We start from the raw sequence: 16,285 nt of genomic DNA on the forward strand, positions 1-16,285 counted from the left end.
ATCAAGGGGTACATCATGCTCACATCGGATTCACTTTCTCGTCGTCATTTTATGCTGTTAGCGGCTGCCGCTGCTGCATCTTCTCCGTTTGTTGCCCAGGGAGCAGCGAGTCAGGAAGGCTATCTCAAGGGGCGTCTGTATAAGACCCTGAAGATCGGGATGGTCAAAGCCGGGAAGACACTGGAAGAAAAATTCGCGCTCGCGAAGCAAGCCGGTTTTGACGGCATCGAATTGAATACTCCGGGGATCGACGTTGACGAAGTGCGTGCTGCCATCAAAGCGACGGGACTGCCCGTTGACGGATCAGTCAATTCCAGCCACTGGAATGTGCGTCACACCGATCCCGATCCCGCAGTGCGTGCGAAAGCCCTGGAGAGTCTGAAAGAAGCGTTGCGTCAGACGCATGCGGTCGGCGGGAACACGGTTCTGCTGGTGGTGGGCAAGGGGAGCGACGGCCCCGAAGAAGAGATCTGGAAACGATCGATTGAGAATATCTCAAAGGCGATCCCACTGGCAGCTGAGCTGGGCGTGCCCATCGCGGTTGAAAATGTATGGAACCAGTTCTGCTACGACCACGAAGGCGATCACAATCAGACCGCGGACAAGTTTGTGAAGTACATCGACGAATTCAATTCCCCCTGGGTCGGCATGCAGTTTGATATTGGCAACCACTGGAAGTACGGCAGCATGGGCGACTGGATTCGTCAGCTCAACAAACGGATCATCAAACTGGACCTGAAAGGCTTCTCACGCGAAATGAGCAAGTTCACCAAGATCGGCGAAGGCGATCTGGACTGGGCCGACGTCCGCAAGGCACTGGCCGAAATCAAGTACGCCGGCTGGGCCGCAGCCGAAGTCGCCGGCGGCGATCTGGAACGCCTGAAAGAAGTCTCCGCCAACATGGACCGCGTATTTGGTTTGACGACGCAATCTTAATAGACGTGATACAGACGCTTTGTGGTGCAGGATACACTGTGCCGCAAAGCGCTAAATTTTACTTCGGTCTTTTATTCAGACGTGCGAGTGGGAGACTCTGCATTGCCGCTAGAGTTATTCTAGCTTCTGCGTGTTAGAGTTAGTACCAGTTGCGTTCGGGATTGTCGACCGGACGAGCACAATGTGAAAATTCACCGGGCGCGGTGTATCACCTGGCGAAGCTATGATCTAGTGTAATGCCTTGTTGGGTCTCTTTTGACGCTTTCTGATTTCGCTTGCGAGTAGCCACAGCCTTCTTTGCAGCCGCACTACGCTTGCGTGTGAGCGCAGCCTTTTGGCCGGCATTATTCATTCGAAATCAAATCAAGGTCCAGTATCTTGTGACAGTTCGGACAGAGGATTACGAGGTTGCCGATATCGTTGTTCGCGCGCTGACCATCAATGTGCGCAACTTCAAGTACATCAGGGATACCGAAACCGCAGTGCGCATAGCGGAGCGTATGCCTCGAATGCGAGTTTTCGGTAGTTGATACGCTTGTCATCTCGGATACTTTTATCAAGCCCAACGGTTGAGCTCACTTGAAAAAACTGAATTATTTCAGGATAACTCATTAACGGTCGTGTCAATGTTTGGTTTCAGAAACAGAGGATTTGATAGCTTTTGCTCCAGTATTAACTCAACTGGATAGAGCACCAGTCTTCGGAACCGAGGGGCAGAAAACGCTCCAAAACAAGATAACTAACTAGAATTCACTGAAATATCCAAAGAGTGCCTCTTTCGTATTCCGTCTTCAATCCTGGGTAGCACTCGTTTCTGATTCTTCCGGGATCTCTAACGGCGGACAATTTGAACGATGTCGAAGCCAGTTGATGCTGCGTATTGCAGGTTTTTGTGAAATGACCCATCTTTCAAGTTTAAACTTACCTGGAAAGTCAAGAAGCATGATTCCAATGATGACCGTCAGGAGCCCTTGACCAGGTAGAGCGAGTAATACTATTCCGACTACCACAAAGATGAAGCCGAGGAGATTTTTACCTATTAGTAGAATCCCTCGAATGACAGGATGTTGCGAAGCCCATGGCAAAGTCTTTCGTCCTGTACGATTGAAATAGTCAACTGGAATTCGGACGACCAATATTGGAATTATGATAAGTGTTCCAATGAACGTGAGTAGCGAAGCTACGGCCAACCATCGCAACAATTCGGGAGACGGATGCATTCTTTCCTCTAGTCTGTAGAACGCGCACCATAATACGTGTAATCAACTATCAGCTTGAGCCTACTATACCATAAATGAAGATTAACGCATCCTTATAAATAATGTTCGTTTTATCGAACTGCGTTAGAATGATTCGACACTCAGTCCGGGTTAGTTTGGATGAATCCGAATTTCTCATACTCGAAATCATAATCCCCGTTTTCTGTTAAAGCTACCCTATTACTGATGGCGCTTCGCGTGACTGTGAGGCGAAGAATGAAATCAACCTGACATCAACCCCCCTCACTCAAACACCAACCCCAGTGTATCGATCATCGCACTGTGGCAGCCGTGGATGCCGATCGCTTTTTGCCGGCTCCGTCTACCGTTAGTGCCTCTTTTTCGGAGGCGTGCCGATCCGTTCGCTGGGGGGGATCTGGGGATGTGGTTATCACGTCGTCTCTGAAGATACCTTTGATCTCAAACGCCGAGAGACGAAAAAAACAGACGTTCGTAGCGATTACAAATCGCGACGAACGTCCGTTGCTGCAGTCGTGAGTGCTTCGTGTTTATTTTGAGTCACTCTGTTCCAGTGTCTGGGAAATGCTTTTGGCGACTTGAGATCCCAGCAGCTCATATCCCTGTTCGTTGAAGTGCACATCTTTGGGGTTTTGTGCCTCTGCCTGATGTGGGGTGATAAAAGTAAATAAATCGTCGATGGCGACTCCCTGTTTTTTCATCACACGTTCGGCGATTTGATTCCGTTCTTCGATGGCGGTTTTGATGCTGGGACCCTCTTTCCAATCGCTGGGAACCGGTGTGGTGCTGGCCCAGATCAATTTCGCTCCCGTTTTCTGCAAACGTTTGACAAGGGTTTCCAGACGCGCAGCATAATCGGCCGTTGGGGTGCGGCGGTCGTGAATACCGAAATTGAAATGGATTACATCCCAGTTTCCGTCGCCCAGCCAGACATCGAGTTGCTTCAGCGCTGTGGCCGTCGGTCCGCAATTGGCAGGAGCACGATGCACGTTCGCTTTGCCTGCCAGCGCATTTCGCGTTGCCAAGGTATAACCCCGAGAAACGGAATCGCCGATGAGGAGCACCCTCGGCAGTTTCGGATCATCAGTTACATAATCCCAGGCGGTGATCGTTCCTTGCAGCTTGGCCTTCTGATAATGGGGGAGATAGAACCCGCCCAGGTTTTCTTCCAGCACTGTTTCCCAGGCCTGTTGCTCAGGGGACAACGTGGCTTTCCAGGCAGCGAACTTCTGATTCAGTTCGGCTGCCTGTTTTGCTTTTTTGGCAGCCGCTTCACTGGCATTGGTCGGCTCTGTTTTTTGATCTTCGCCTCGGGACGGCACTGCGACCAACGTGATAAATGCGAAGAGAACGAAACAGGATCGTACATCATATGCGGAACGGAACATGATTTTCTTTCTGATTGCGAGACGCTGATTAAGAAAACGGGACAGGGGCATGCTATCTGGTTTTGGTTTTCGGTTTTGATTTCAATTCCAGATTGATGACGTTATCCCCTTCGGTGACCTTAGCTGTCAGTTTACTGAGTGATTGATCGAATTGTTTGTAAGTAATGATACTCACATCATGGTCATCCACTTTGGCACCGTAGGTATTCCTGTTGAACAACAGCGTGTATTCACCGTTTTCATCAGACATGCCGGTGGAAGCGCGACCCGATGAAGGCTGGAACAGAATTTCCGCTTCGGGTAGGGGTTGACCATCCAGGGTTACGACGCCGGTGACCGGTGCAATTTTCGGCATGTCGTCAGGCTGGTAAGAACAGCCTGCCAGAAACAGCCCGAACAGGCTGACCCATTTCAGCGTGTGTGGTGAGTGAAGCTTGAGCATAGCGCACCTCTTGAGAAATAATTAAAAATTGATGCAGATTTATTGATCGTTCGCGTTTCACTGGCACGAACACCTCAACGCCGGAGCTCAAGTTGAGGCACCCGGTGTGTGGGTAGTGTCAACGCCCAGGAATCAGAATGCTCCAATAATTTCGCCGCCGCCGATCGAAGTTAAGGCATTTAAAACGGAAAATTGATCGACATTTTCACTCAAGAAGCGGACCGACCCGTCTGCCAGTAAGACATGCGCGCCCCCTTCATGCTCACTACCCGCTCCGTTACGGTTCACGCCTGGGAATGAAGGATCGGCATAGATTCGGTTAATGCCGCGACCGGGGATATTAATCCAATACACATAGGTGTAAGCGTTCCAGTAGGGGCCATTCCAGTCTTCAGCTTTTTTCTTGCGTAACGGTGTTTCGACCATGCACATGACGTTACTGGTTCCATCGGTTAAATCTCTGATCCGGGGCGAACCGTTTGGTCCCCACATCCCTTTATTCGGGTCAGAGGTACCTGCCCAGGTGGTCGTCCAGTTCCCATCGTAGCGGTCTGTCACCAGTCCATAGCTGGTGCGCTGGGCGCCATTCCCCTGTGAAAAGGCATAGTTTTCGTCACCTTTTGTCGGTCCGGGATCGGAAGGGCAGAGGAATACCGATACGGGAGAAGTGACTACCGCGAGCTGATCAGTCGTAGGAGTCGTACCCGTACAACCCGAGCCCGCATAGTTTGATTTTCCACTCGGTAAACTGAAATTGTAACTGTTGTATAAGGCTGTCTGTTCGAGGTAAGGCAAGATCATCTGGTATGCCGTATGATTCAGGATTCTGCCTGGTGCAGGCCCGGTAACGGCATCGCAGCTTGCCCCCGGTGCAATGGCCCCTGGTGGAAACAGGCTGTGGGTAGAGTGATAGTTGTGCATCGCCAGGCCAATCTGTTTCAGATTGTTTTTGCAGGTACTGCGTCGCGCCGCTTCCCGCGCCTGCTGTACGGCTGGAAGTAACAGGGCAATCAGGATGGCAATGATGGCGATCACCACCAGCAGCTCGATCAGCGTGAAACCCTTTCTCCTGTGATTCTGTTGTTCAGAGCACATAATCAACTCCTCTTTCTATAAAACGAATGAAACATGGTTACCTTGAATAGGGTGATAAATAGCAAATGAAATAATCTACGGGTCTCTCAATATTGTATTGACGGTTGATCAAAGTCAGGCAGGCATGCGGACATTTCAGCCAACGTGGCATGCCAGGTCTGATAAGACACTACTCTGAGTTACGGATAAAATAAGTTCCTTCAAGCGTGTATTCCCCCGGATTCGCTTCACCCTGGAACCGGTCCGGGATGATCTGAATATCTCCTGACTGATATCCGGATGTGATACCATGAATGTTTTCCTGTGTTCCGGCAAAATAAGTGAATTCTTTGGTAATCGAATTTTTATCGGGCCCCCTTGAATCGATCCGGGCAAGTAACAGATCGGTCGCGTCAGGGGTAAAGGAAATTAATCCCGTGTTATCCGGAAACTTCCATTCAGTGGATGTTTCATCAAAGTACACGACAGAAAAATGTTGAGAGAGTTTCGACGGACCTGAAATATTCGGGATACGATCGAGCAATGATGTAGCAGAATACATCAGATAAGCTTTACCAATGTATTCATCGGCTCCAAACATGTTTTGAACCTCATCTGGAAGGAGAATGATATTCGGTGTAAGCGCCTGTTTATTTTCCTGAATCACGGAGTAGAACTTCCGTGAAAGGCGAGGTTCAGGCAGCCACTGGTCCTTGCCAGCAGCGCAGCGCATTGTATTTCCCTCTGTCAGTTTTACTGTTTCTCCACGAGAATCAGCGAGTACCACCTCACCTTGGAAGACCTGCACGCCGGATGTGCCTGCGTTGTCGATCTCGACACCAAACAGTGTTCCTAAATCACGGATCGGTCCGCCAGGCGTTCTGACGGTGAATCCTTTTCCTTTGGAAGTGGTGACTTTCGCCATCAGGATGCCGGCGGAAAGATTGAGTTCATTTTCCCCTGTGATCGCAAACGTGGCAGGCGCTGTAATCGACGCTTTCACTCCCGTGATAAAAAGCAGTTCCAACTGGCCGCTGTCCAGTTTGTAAATCTTGTCACCTTCCAGGTGGTCGCCGATCCCCAACGGCTCCTGATTGAAAAATCTCACTTCATGGGTATCAGCAACGGTCACACGATAGTCGACAATTTTCGGGACCACCGCCTGGATCTCTACAGGTTTTTCGACAGGCGGATCGGGAATCTGACTGGTAATCCAGACGCAGATTACCACGAGTAATGCGGCCGGTAGCGTCATCATCGCGAACGAGGGCATTCTCGAAGGAGTCTGCGGCCTGCGAATGAGTGTATTCAGACTCTCGCTGTGAACGACTGGCCCTTTATGAATTTGTTCAAGCTGTGAATGGATTGAAATTAACTCAACATAAAAATCCCGGGCAGATTCATCGATGACCAGCGTGCGCTGTAATTGAGACAATTGCTCTTTCGAAAGCTTACCGTCCAGGTGTAATGAGATCATTTTCCCCAACGCATCTCTCCCCAAGGGTGGATTTTCCGGCTGTGAATCGGTCATGTTCCCTCCTCCAGCTGGAGCGACTTGTCCACACAATCAATCAATGCCAGTCGCAGTCGATATAATAGTGACGAAATTCCGTTGTAGGTTCGTCCCCACAGGTCGGCAATTTCTTCCAGCGACTTTTCTTCTTCATAACGCTGCTTTAACAGCTGTTGATGATCGTCGGGCAGTTGCTGGATGCATTGAAAAAGAGAGCCAAGCCGTCTGTCGTACTGACCGTTTTTCGTCAACGTTTTCTCGGAGATCTCTTGTAAGGTCTCAACGTTAAATAGCAGAGTTTCTCTCTGTGCATCTCGATGGTAGGCAAGCACTTTGTAGTAAGCGATTTTCGAAGCCCAGGCAGGAAAAGAAGTTCCCGGTGTGAAATCAGCAGCTTTCTCGAGAATACTTTTATTCGTTTCCTGCAAAATATCGTGTGCGTCGTTTTTGTTGCCGGTCAAGGACAATACATAACTGTAAAGTTTTGCCTGGCATTCTATAAGATTCAATACAAACTCTTCTGTAACCATCATTTGTGACGCGATCATCTAGATTGAAAGTCTGTTGGGAAACATGCTTGCCTACATTAATATTCCAAAAAGATTTGTATTTTGTCGAAGTATATGCGAATTATTTTAAAAGTAGCATGAATTGTGAACGCATTCCTGTTCACCATAAGATCTCTCGTTTCATGGGATACAATCCAATTGGCCCTGAAGAAGTGAGAGTAAGCCAGGATACAGGCAAGACAGGACATTTGTAACGTTGTGAGTGGTCACGACATGCATTCCCGAACAGGCGCAATTTTAACCTGCCCTGCGTTCTACCATCACTTAAACACCAGATCCAGAGAAGTGATTATCGCGCCGCGGAGGCCGAGAGCTTTTTCCTCTACTGTCCCCATCATGTTTCCGGAGGGCTTACTGATCCATTCGCTGGTGTCTGCGTCAGTGGGGGCGAGTCGGCCGTCGATACGAACTTCGTCAGTCCACGTAACGCTCTAATCCTGATCGGTGCGCAGGACGGAGACGAAGGCTTTCTGGGGGATATTGACGCTGCCGAACTGCTTCATTTTTGCTTTGCCCTTTTTCTGCTTTTCCAGCAGTTTTTTCTTGCGCGTCACATCGCCGCCGTAGAGTTTTTCGGTCACGTCTTTGCGGAACGGTGCGATGGTCGTGCGGGCAATGACTTCGCCTCCGATGGCACCCTGGATGGGGATCTTGAACTGATGCCGGGGGATTTCTTTGGCCAGTTGTTCGCAGTAGTGCAGCGCCCGCGGGCGGGCTTTCTCTCGATGAACCAGGTAAGACAGCGTGTCGACCGGTTCCTTGTTGACGAGAATATCGACCTTCACGATATCGGTGGTTCGATACTCGATTGGCTCGTAATCGAATGATCCGTAGCCGCGCGTGATCATCTTCAGCTTGCCGTAGAAGTCGAAGAGGACCTCTCCCAGTGGCATCACGCTGGTGACTTCGATTCGACTGGCGGACAGGTAGTTCATCGTCTGGCTTTCCGAGCGATGTTCCCTGCAGAGTTCCATGACCGGGCCGACATACGACTCGGGAGTCAGAATGGAAGCTTTGATGTAGGGCTCGCTGGCCGACTCGATCATCGTGGGATCGGGCCAGTAAGAGGGGTTATCGACTTCGATGGTGGAGCCGTCTCTCAAAGACAGATGGTACTTGACCGACGGGGCGGAGATTACCAGGCCGATGTCAAATTCGCGCTGGATACGCTCTTGAATCACATCCAGGTGCAGCAGTCCGAGAAAGCCACAGCGAAAGCCAAAGCCCAGCGCGGCGGAACTGTCTTTTTCAAACGTGAGGGCCGCATCGTTGATCGCGAGTTTCTCCAGGGCCTTGGTCAACTCCTGGTAATCCCCCGTGTCCATGGGATAGATGGAAGAAAAGACGACCTGCCTGGCTGGCTGGTAGCCGGGGATCGGCTCTGCGGCCTGTCGATTCAGCAGGGTAATCGTATCGCCGATCTCAATGTCCTGCACACTTTTGACTCCCGCGACAACGTAACCGACTTCCCCCGCACTGAGCTGAGGTTTGGGATTGAGTTTCATCTGGTTATAGCCGACTTCATCCACCGTAAAGTCGCGACCGGCGTGCATGAAGTGGATCGTATCGCGGGGCTTGAGCGTTCCTTCCATGATGCGGCACTGCAGAATAACCCCCCGAAACTTGTCATAGATCGCGTCAAATACAAGTGCTTTCAAAGGGGCAGTCGGATCGCCTTCAGGGGGAGGCAGTTTCTCGACGATGCCCTGCAACACGTCTTCAATGCCAATCCCGTTTTTGGCGGAAATCGGGATCGCTTCGAAGGGGTCGAGCCCCAGTTCTTCGTCGATGGCCTCCTGCGCCCGTTCGATGTCGGCGGCGGGAAGATCGATCTTGTTGATTACCGGCAGCAGCGTCAGATTGTGTTCCAGTGCCAGATAGAGGTTCGCGACCGTCTGGGCTTCGACTCCCTGAGAGGCATCAACCACAATCAAGGCGCCCTCACAGGCCATCAGCGAACGCCTGACTTCATGCGAAAAGTCGACGTGGCCCGGCGTATCGATCAGGTTCAACAGATAGTCTTCACCAGCCGGAGTCCGGTAGTTGAGGGTGATCGAATTACTCTTGATGGTAATGCCCCGTTCGCGCTCGATTTCCATCGAGTCGAGCATTTGTTCATGCAGTTCACGGAGCGTCACGCCCCCACAGGTCTGAATGAGCCGATCGGCGAGGGTGGACTTGCCATGGTCAATATGGGCGATGATGCAGAAGTTTCGTATATGTTTCATCGCGTAGTTTTAGCAGAAAGCAGAGGAAAAAAACAACTGAGAAGGCAGTCGATGTGGAGGGGGCGACTGTAACGGCGTCTGACTCCGTGGCTGACCTGGTGAAGGGCATTCTAGCTTGCCTGCGTCCAGGTTAGTTATATTTCTCACATACGTGATCTACCCAGTTCGCAAATCGACATTTTCCATTGGCTTCGAGCGTAATGAATTCAGAACCATTCGTGGGAATACTGGTGCTGAACTGACTTTTGACCCAGTTTTGAAAATTTAAGTTCGGTTCACTTCCTGCAGGTGGTTTCGATAAATCTTCAAAACCGAGTTCGCCATATCCAATGGCAAGCAGTCGCAGGAAATCTTTAAAACTGGGAGCGAGAACTTTGATGCCGTCCCCTTCAGAACCTAAATGCACAACCGGGAAAGTCTGATCGCCGGCATCCCAGATGCAATAGAGTGATCCATCCGCACCAGCGCCGAATTGAACGAGTTGATCATCGACATGCCTGAATCCAAACCAGTAGAACATGGTGTCTCTGTCACCAGCACGCAGCTCAAAGTAACCGCTGATGGGATAACCATTTTGATTGGCCCAGTCGATTAATTGCTCGAGTTCGTTGGGAAATGGGATATTGGGGGGAAAGCTTTGTTTCATTTTTTCACAATTCATCAGCTTTATATCTCATTCTACATTGATGGCAAATTTGAGTCGGCTGTGATGGGATTTCAAAATGAAGACCTGAAATCGTGTGAACCCTCAATTGAAAGCAGCATTCCGATTCGATAGCGGGATCTACATCAAGCAACGTAAATCTTCTGGCGGTATAGTCAAAACGAAATGCAGACAGACGCTCTTCAGTGGCGTGATTATAACTCAGATTGACTCAAATCGACCAGTTCAAATAGAATTCGCTGCAAAGGAGGCAAAGGATGTTTATACGCTCTACGATTATTTTCGCGTTGTCGTTGTCTCTGACGACGATCAGTCTCAGTGCCGAACCGGAAGAGTGTCCTGCGCCACAGAAACTTCCAGAATCGGTTCATGAAGCGAACCACAAGTTGTCGGCCCTGGATCATCTCCGCGTTGCGAGGGAGCAACTGGAAGCAGCGGGACTGGCTGAAGAAGCAATAAAGCTGCAAGAGCTGGCAGAGCAACTTAACCGGCGCATCAGCCGAGAGCGAGCGGAATTAGCACGGCAGATAACAGAGCTGCAACAACAAACCGAACAACTGCGACAGCTGACGGGAAGGCCGGACCAGATTCTCTGCCGCTGTTGCTTTCTGGAACTATCGAGCGAAGCAGCAGCAGAATTTGCAGCGTCAGCAGAGCCGGTGAAACCTGCAAGCGGCCCGCGTAGTCATTCCAATCGCGCTGTCACCGTTTACAGGAATGCAGAAGCAGCCATCGCGCAACTGAAAAAAGCGGGCAGGGTGATTGTGGTGCATGGAAGTCCGCAAATTGTCACCGCTCCCGGTCAACCAGCAACGTCAGTGAGCGGCGGTGAATTTCCGATCCTGATCCCGGCCGGAGTTAATCAAACCTCCGTCGAGTGGAAGCAGTTCGGCGTGATTTGCAAGGTCGTGCCACGTTTGCTCGATACAGGGAGAATCCAACTCGAATTCAGCCCGGAGCTCTCACACCGCGACTTCGCGAACGCGGTCAAAGTGAATGGGCTGACGGTTCCCGGTCTGACGGTACGTCGCGTCAACACACAGGTGGAAATGAACCTCGGGGAAACGCTTGTGGTCAGAACCATTTCGCATACGGGAACCCCAGGTAAGGTGGTGAATGCGAAGTCAGAGACCCCTGCGGAAGAGACCGTAACGCTGTTTATGGTGACCCCGGTTGACATGGATTAACGGGCCGCATTGCTTTGAGCATTGTGTTCTGTGCATTATGTATTGTGCAGCGTAATGGATTGCCGGGGCCTTTCCAAAATGAGCTGTTTCGGAAAACGTATGTTTTTGCGAATTACTATGAAATCACTCGACACTCATTATCAGATAGTCGGCGTGAGTACAAACTTTGTCGTCTGTGAAATCATAATTAGGATTTCACGTTAATTGAGTCGATCACAGGATTCACTGGTAAGCTTTTGAAGCAATCGGTTCAATTTTCTGACGTCAGGATTTTGGTGAGCCGTTGATACAGTCCGGAAATCGGGTTGCCTTCTGAACTGGCGTCGATGGAGCGGGTGCACCAGAGGGCGATGGTGATGTCTTTGGCCGGGTGATAGCCGGCTGTGCCGAAGAGACCGGCGAAGCTGGGGGCCTGGGTGAGCCAGCCTTTGTTGACGACGATACCCTGGGCGTAGTACATGTCTTTCGTCCAGAACTTCATGCCGGGCGTCTGGGGAGCGAGCATGGCCTGGAAGGTTGCCGGTTTCAGACGCTGTCCCTGTCCGACGGCACGAAAGCCGGCGAGGGTGTCGCCGATGGTCGTATATTGAACCGCACCGCGGGCCAGCGACCAGGAAGGATTCCAGAAGGTAGCGTCTTCATAGTAGCCGCGTTCATCAGTATAGGAATGCAGGACGGGCTCTGGAATGTAAGGAGTGCCTGGCGCGGCTGTCTCCTGCATGCCAAAAGGAGTAAGGACTCGCTCCTGCATCAGTTCGCCGAAAGGTTTGACGGCTGCCTTTTCCAGGGCGAGACCCAGAATGACGAAGTTGGTGTGGGCGTAGTTCCAGTCGCTGCCCGGTTTGAATTTCGGTTTCTCGGTGAAAGCCAGTTTGATCAGTTCCTGTGGCGTCCACTGATGGAACGGGTTAGCGTAGAGTTTTTTCTGAAACAGATCCATGGGCATGAAATCGGGGTAGCCGGCGGTGCCGTTGATAAGCATTTCGAGTGTGACCGTCTGCGACTCAGGCAGGTCGGGCAGCCATTTCCCTACCGGATCGTCGGCTTTCACGATGCCGTCATCCACGAGTTGATAGAACAGATTGCCCATATAAGCCACTGCGACGTTCCCATTGCGAAAATGCATGTCAGCCGTAGCGGGTACACCCGTCATCGTCTCTCCTTCTGCGAGGATCAGGAGTTCTTTCCCTTCGACACTCACCCCCAGCAGCACCGCTTGCAATTTATCTTTTGCCATGGTTTCCGTAATCAGCTTGCGAATGGCGGGGAGTTTCTGCTGATAGTCTGTTGGATTCGCAGCAGCCAGCGGGAAAACTGTGAGGAACAACGCGAAGCTCACTGCCAGAAAACAGGAACACAGAGTGACTGGACGTGCAGAATTGTTGGAGGTCTTCATGTTTCTTCCCGACAGGCAGGTTTCAGTGACATTGTCAGTGGCATTGGATGAGACGAATTCAGAACGGTTTCTTTCGCTTCCCAAACTTATCACATCAGATCAAGACCTCCAGAAAATGTGAGGTCAGAGCAGAGGGGTTCTGAAAAGAGGAAATGATTCAGCCGGATAGACGGATTTTTCAGAAAATTCCATGTTGACATAGATCAACGTGCGCAGAAATTGAAGGATATCGGTACGATGCCAGTGCCACTGCAATTGAAAAGACGCTGTATCTGTGGGGAACAGTGACCGACGGCTGGTCTGATTTATTCTGGTATCAAAGAGACTGACGATGACGTTCTGGCTTGGGATTCTGCTTGCTGTATATGTCCTGTTGATGGTGGGGCTGGGGCTGTATGCCGGCAGCAGGGTCAACAATGAAGAAGATTATCTCGTCGCGGGACGACGGCTGCCGTTGTGGCTGGCGTGGGGAACACTGCTGGCGACCTGGTTCGGGGCGGCGACGGTGCTGGGGGCGAGCGAAGCTGCGCGTGCGGAAGGAGTCAGGGGAACGATTCTGGATCCGTTTGCATCGGGGCTGGCGCTGATTGTCGCCGGTCTCTTCTTTGCCCGACGTGTCTGGGAGATGCAGTTGCTGACGGTAGGCGATCTGTTCTCGCAGAAATACGGCCGAAAAACCGAACTGGTTTCCAGCGTGGTGCAGGCACTGGGATATCTTCCCTGGATCGCTGCACAGTATCTGGCTCTGGCTGCGGTGCTGACACATTTCTTTCAGATTGATCATACGACGGCAATTTTCGGAGCCGCGCTGTTCGTGACATTTCTGACAATGATTGGCGGTATGTGGTCGGTGACGTTGACCGATACGGTACAGATCTGCGTGGTTCTGGTGAGTCTTGTTCTGCTGGGAGTCAAGTTTGCATCGACAGTGGGTGAGGGATCGGTGGCTGGTGGGATCACTATGACATGGGAACAGACGCCGCTCGAACTGCGGACGCTGCTGCCTGAAGCCGGTCTGGTGGCGCTGCTGGGCTGGTCGACCACCTGGCTGAATGGCGTCTTTGGTAATATACCGGGACAGGATCTGATGCAGCGAATTTTCGCAAGCCGCAGCGGCTCTGTGGCGTCACGGGCCTGTCTCCTGGCGGGCTGTGTGTATATTCTGTTCGGACTGCTGCCGGTAGGAATGGGTCTGGCATCGCGACAACTCTGGCCGGACGAACTGCCACAGGGAAGTGATGGGCATGTCATTCTGGCGCTCGCGGAGCTCTTTCTTTCCCCTCCGGGGATCTGCCTGCTCGTCGTGACGGTAATGGCGATCGTGGTTTCTACGTGTACGAGTGCGATGCTCTCGCCGGCGGCGCTGCTGTCGCATAATCTGCTGAATCGAATCGCCTGGTTCCACGAGCGAAATCTGCTGACCAATCGTCTGAGTGTCGGTTTTGTCGCGATCACCAGCTTGCCGCTGGCGCTGATGACCGAAGAAATTCTGGAACTGCTGGAGAGCGCGCTGGCCGTCGGACTTGTAGCGCTGCTCGTGCCGTTTGTCGCCGGCGTCTTTCTACGTCCGCGGGGAGAATTACCGGGTCTGCTTTCGATCGGTTGTGGCAGCCTGTTCTGGATGGGCCAGCAGATCGCGGTCTCCCTGCTGTCTTCAGAGACAGTCCCGACCGGAACACTGAAGACAATTCTGACAACCGTGCCGCCGGAACTGACCGGCTTACTCGCCAGCATCGCGGGATACCTGATCGGACAATGGATCAGCCCACGGGTCGATATGCCTCGTGTTGTGTAAGATATTCATAGATCCAGCGTGAAACTCTGAACCAGGGTTGGGAGCAGTATGTTAAAATCGCTCATTTCGAGCGACTTTCGACAGAAATTCATAGAATACTGATTTGACTGTCAGATACGGGTTACTGACGTGTATAACAGGGTAAAGAAGGTTCACGATCATGAATACCACTCCCGATACACGAGCCAGTTTGCTGGTCCGCGTCCGCGATCCTGCGGATCAGGCGGCGTGGCATGAGTTCGTGGAAATATACCGCCCTGTGATCTTGCGAATGGCGAGTCAAAAAGGAATGCAGGCCGCAGATGCAGAAGATGTGGCACAACTGGTTCTGGTAGCGATTTCCAAAGCGGTCGAGCAGCGTCCCCATGATCCCGGGCGAGCAAAGTTTCGTACCTGGCTGCACCGAGTGGCGCACAATGCCATTCTCAATGCGTTGATGCGCGGCAAGCCTGATCGTGGTTCGGGTAAATCGGAATTGCAGGCCTTGCTGAATGAACATGTTTCGCAAAACGGACCGGATTCGAGCCTGTTACGGTTAGAGTATCGGCGTGAAGTCTTTCGCTGGGCTGCCCGGCATGTGCGACAGGAATTCCAGCCCGCTACCTGGGACCTGTTCTGGTTGACTGCGGTTGAGGGACGTGAAATTGAAGAAGTCGCGCAGGAATATGGGAAAAATCGAGGCGCCATTTATGCAGCCCGCAGCCGCGTGATGCGGAGAATTCAGGAGAAAGCTGCGGAGTATGAACATGATAGATAACACGTCACCTGTCAGAAACTGCAGGAGTGTGCGTATCCGTTGTCAGGAGTTAACAGAATGAAGAATAAAACAACGATGTGTCATCCGGAAGCAATTGAGCTGTTCCTGCAGCAGAAAATGAGTGACAACGAACAGACCGAGTTTGAGATCCACCTGGATCAATGCTGCGATTGCCGCCAACAACTGGAAGCGGCGGCTGCCAGTGGCGATATCTGGGCGTCGGTCCGGGATTCGCTTCAAGACGAAACGCTCACACTGGAATATCCGGGTGAGGATGATTCTGCCCTGGATGTGGGCACAGGAAATGAAGCATCATTCTCTCACAGCTCTGTCTTAAATCTGCTGGCACCCTCGGATGACGAGCGGATGCTGGGACGCCTGGGCACATATGAAATTGTAGGGGTCATCGGTGCGGGAGGGATGGGAGTGGTATTGAAAGCCCTTGATCCCGCACTAAATCGTTATGTAGCCATCAAGATTCTGGCACCTCATCTGGGCAGTAGTGGGGCGGCGCGCAAACGGTTTTCGCGAGAAGCGCAAGCCGCCGCTGCTGTCGTGCATGACAGTGTGATTGAAATTCATGGTGTGGCGGAAACGAAGGGGCTGCCTTATCTCGTCATGTCTTATGTGCGAGGCCCCTCGTTACAACGTCGACTGGATGATACAGGACCATTGGCCCTGGTGGAGATACTGCGGATTGGTATGCAGGCTGCCAATGGTCTGGCGGCAGCTCATGCGCAGGGACTGGTACACCGTGATGTCAAACCGGCTAATATTCTGTTGTCGGATGGCGTCGAACGTGTCAAGTTGACCGATTTTGGACTGGCACGTGCGGCCGATGATGCCAGTCTGACGCGGACCGGCATCATCGCGGGAACGCCTCAATATATGTCTCCCGAACAGGCACGCGGTGAAGCAGTCGATCAGTCCAGTGACCTGTTCAGCCTGGGTAGCGTACTCTATACGATGTGTACCGGTCGGCCTCCGTTCCGTTCAGAAACCAGTTATGGCGTGTTGCGGCGGATTACCGATGAAGAACCGCGACCCATTCGTGAAATCAATGCCGAGATCCCGGAATGGCTCTGCCAGATCGTCAAC

Annotated in this window: 13 protein-coding genes; 5 read left to right on the forward strand and 8 right to left on the reverse strand. The window is 51.8% G+C overall.

Annotated elements, in window-relative coordinates; genetic code table 11:
* The first annotated feature begins 15 nt into the window (after window positions 1-15).
* Window positions 16-936 carry a sugar phosphate isomerase/epimerase family protein gene (locus tag AACZ40_RS02255; protein ID WP_291177111.1) on the forward strand — a complete coding sequence of 307 codons (921 nt, stop codon included), beginning with the start codon at window positions 16-18 and terminating at the stop codon, window positions 934-936.
* Between the two features lie 1,768 nt (window positions 937-2,704).
* Here AACZ40_RS02255 and AACZ40_RS02260 read toward each other — a convergent pair.
* The 7 genes from AACZ40_RS02260 to AACZ40_RS02290 form a co-directional block, all read right to left on the reverse strand.
* Window positions 2,705-3,562 carry an SGNH/GDSL hydrolase family protein gene (locus AACZ40_RS02260; RefSeq protein WP_291177114.1) on the reverse strand — a complete coding sequence of 286 codons (858 nt, stop codon included), beginning with the start codon at window positions 3,560-3,562 and terminating at the stop codon, window positions 2,705-2,707.
* 52 nt (window positions 3,563-3,614) lie between these two features.
* Window positions 3,615-4,004 carry a carboxypeptidase-like regulatory domain-containing protein gene (locus AACZ40_RS02265; RefSeq protein WP_291177117.1) on the reverse strand — a complete coding sequence of 130 codons (390 nt, stop codon included), beginning with the start codon at window positions 4,002-4,004 and terminating at the stop codon, window positions 3,615-3,617.
* Window positions 4,005-4,136: 132 nt separating this feature from the next.
* Complete coding sequence (locus AACZ40_RS02270) at window positions 4,137-5,099, reverse strand: DUF1559 domain-containing protein (protein ID WP_339673046.1); 963 nt, start codon at window positions 5,097-5,099, stop codon at window positions 4,137-4,139.
* A gap of 169 nt (window positions 5,100-5,268) precedes the next feature.
* A complete protein-coding gene (locus AACZ40_RS02275; protein ID WP_291177123.1) occupies window positions 5,269-6,609 on the reverse strand; it encodes a FecR family protein in 1,341 nt (446 codons plus the stop codon).
* Window positions 6,606-7,100: a sigma-70 family RNA polymerase sigma factor gene (locus AACZ40_RS02280; RefSeq protein WP_339673049.1), complete on the reverse strand. Its 495-nt coding sequence runs from the start codon at window positions 7,098-7,100 to the stop codon at window positions 6,606-6,608. Before AACZ40_RS02280 ends, AACZ40_RS02275 begins: the two co-directional genes overlap by 4 nt.
* 491 nt (window positions 7,101-7,591) lie before the next feature.
* Complete coding sequence (gene lepA / locus AACZ40_RS02285) at window positions 7,592-9,388, reverse strand: translation elongation factor 4 (RefSeq protein WP_291177127.1); 1,797 nt, start codon at window positions 9,386-9,388, stop codon at window positions 7,592-7,594.
* A 130-nt stretch (window positions 9,389-9,518) separates the two neighbouring features.
* Window positions 9,519-10,034, reverse strand: coding sequence for an SMI1/KNR4 family protein (locus tag AACZ40_RS02290; protein WP_291177130.1), 516 nt, complete (start codon window positions 10,032-10,034; stop codon window positions 9,519-9,521).
* 275 nt (window positions 10,035-10,309) lie between these two features.
* On the opposite strand from AACZ40_RS02290, the gene AACZ40_RS02295 reads away from it, so the two are divergent.
* Window positions 10,310-11,239 (forward strand): hypothetical protein, encoded by a 930-nt coding sequence (locus AACZ40_RS02295; RefSeq protein ID WP_291177132.1) that lies wholly within the window; start codon window positions 10,310-10,312, stop codon window positions 11,237-11,239.
* A gap of 250 nt (window positions 11,240-11,489) precedes the next feature.
* Here AACZ40_RS02295 and AACZ40_RS02300 read toward each other — a convergent pair whose 3' ends face one another.
* Window positions 11,490-12,635, reverse strand: coding sequence for a serine hydrolase domain-containing protein (locus AACZ40_RS02300; RefSeq protein WP_339673054.1), 1,146 nt, complete (start codon window positions 12,633-12,635; stop codon window positions 11,490-11,492).
* A 331-nt stretch (window positions 12,636-12,966) separates the two neighbouring features.
* Between AACZ40_RS02300 and AACZ40_RS02305 the strand changes: the two genes are divergently transcribed.
* The 3 genes from AACZ40_RS02305 to AACZ40_RS02315 form a co-directional block, all read left to right on the forward strand.
* Complete coding sequence (locus tag AACZ40_RS02305) at window positions 12,967-14,430, forward strand: sodium:solute symporter family protein (RefSeq protein WP_291177138.1); 1,464 nt, start codon at window positions 12,967-12,969, stop codon at window positions 14,428-14,430.
* A 160-nt stretch (window positions 14,431-14,590) separates the two neighbouring features.
* Complete coding sequence (locus AACZ40_RS02310) at window positions 14,591-15,187, forward strand: RNA polymerase sigma factor (protein ID WP_291177139.1); 597 nt, start codon at window positions 14,591-14,593, stop codon at window positions 15,185-15,187.
* Window positions 15,188-15,244: 57 nt separating this feature from the next.
* Window positions 15,245-16,285: serine/threonine-protein kinase (locus AACZ40_RS02315; protein ID WP_339673058.1), on the forward strand; the 1,041-nt coding region annotated here is incomplete at its 3' end.

This window comes from uncultured Gimesia sp. (assembly GCF_963972345.1).
Classification (GTDB): Bacteria; Planctomycetota; Planctomycetia; order Planctomycetales; family Planctomycetaceae; genus Gimesia.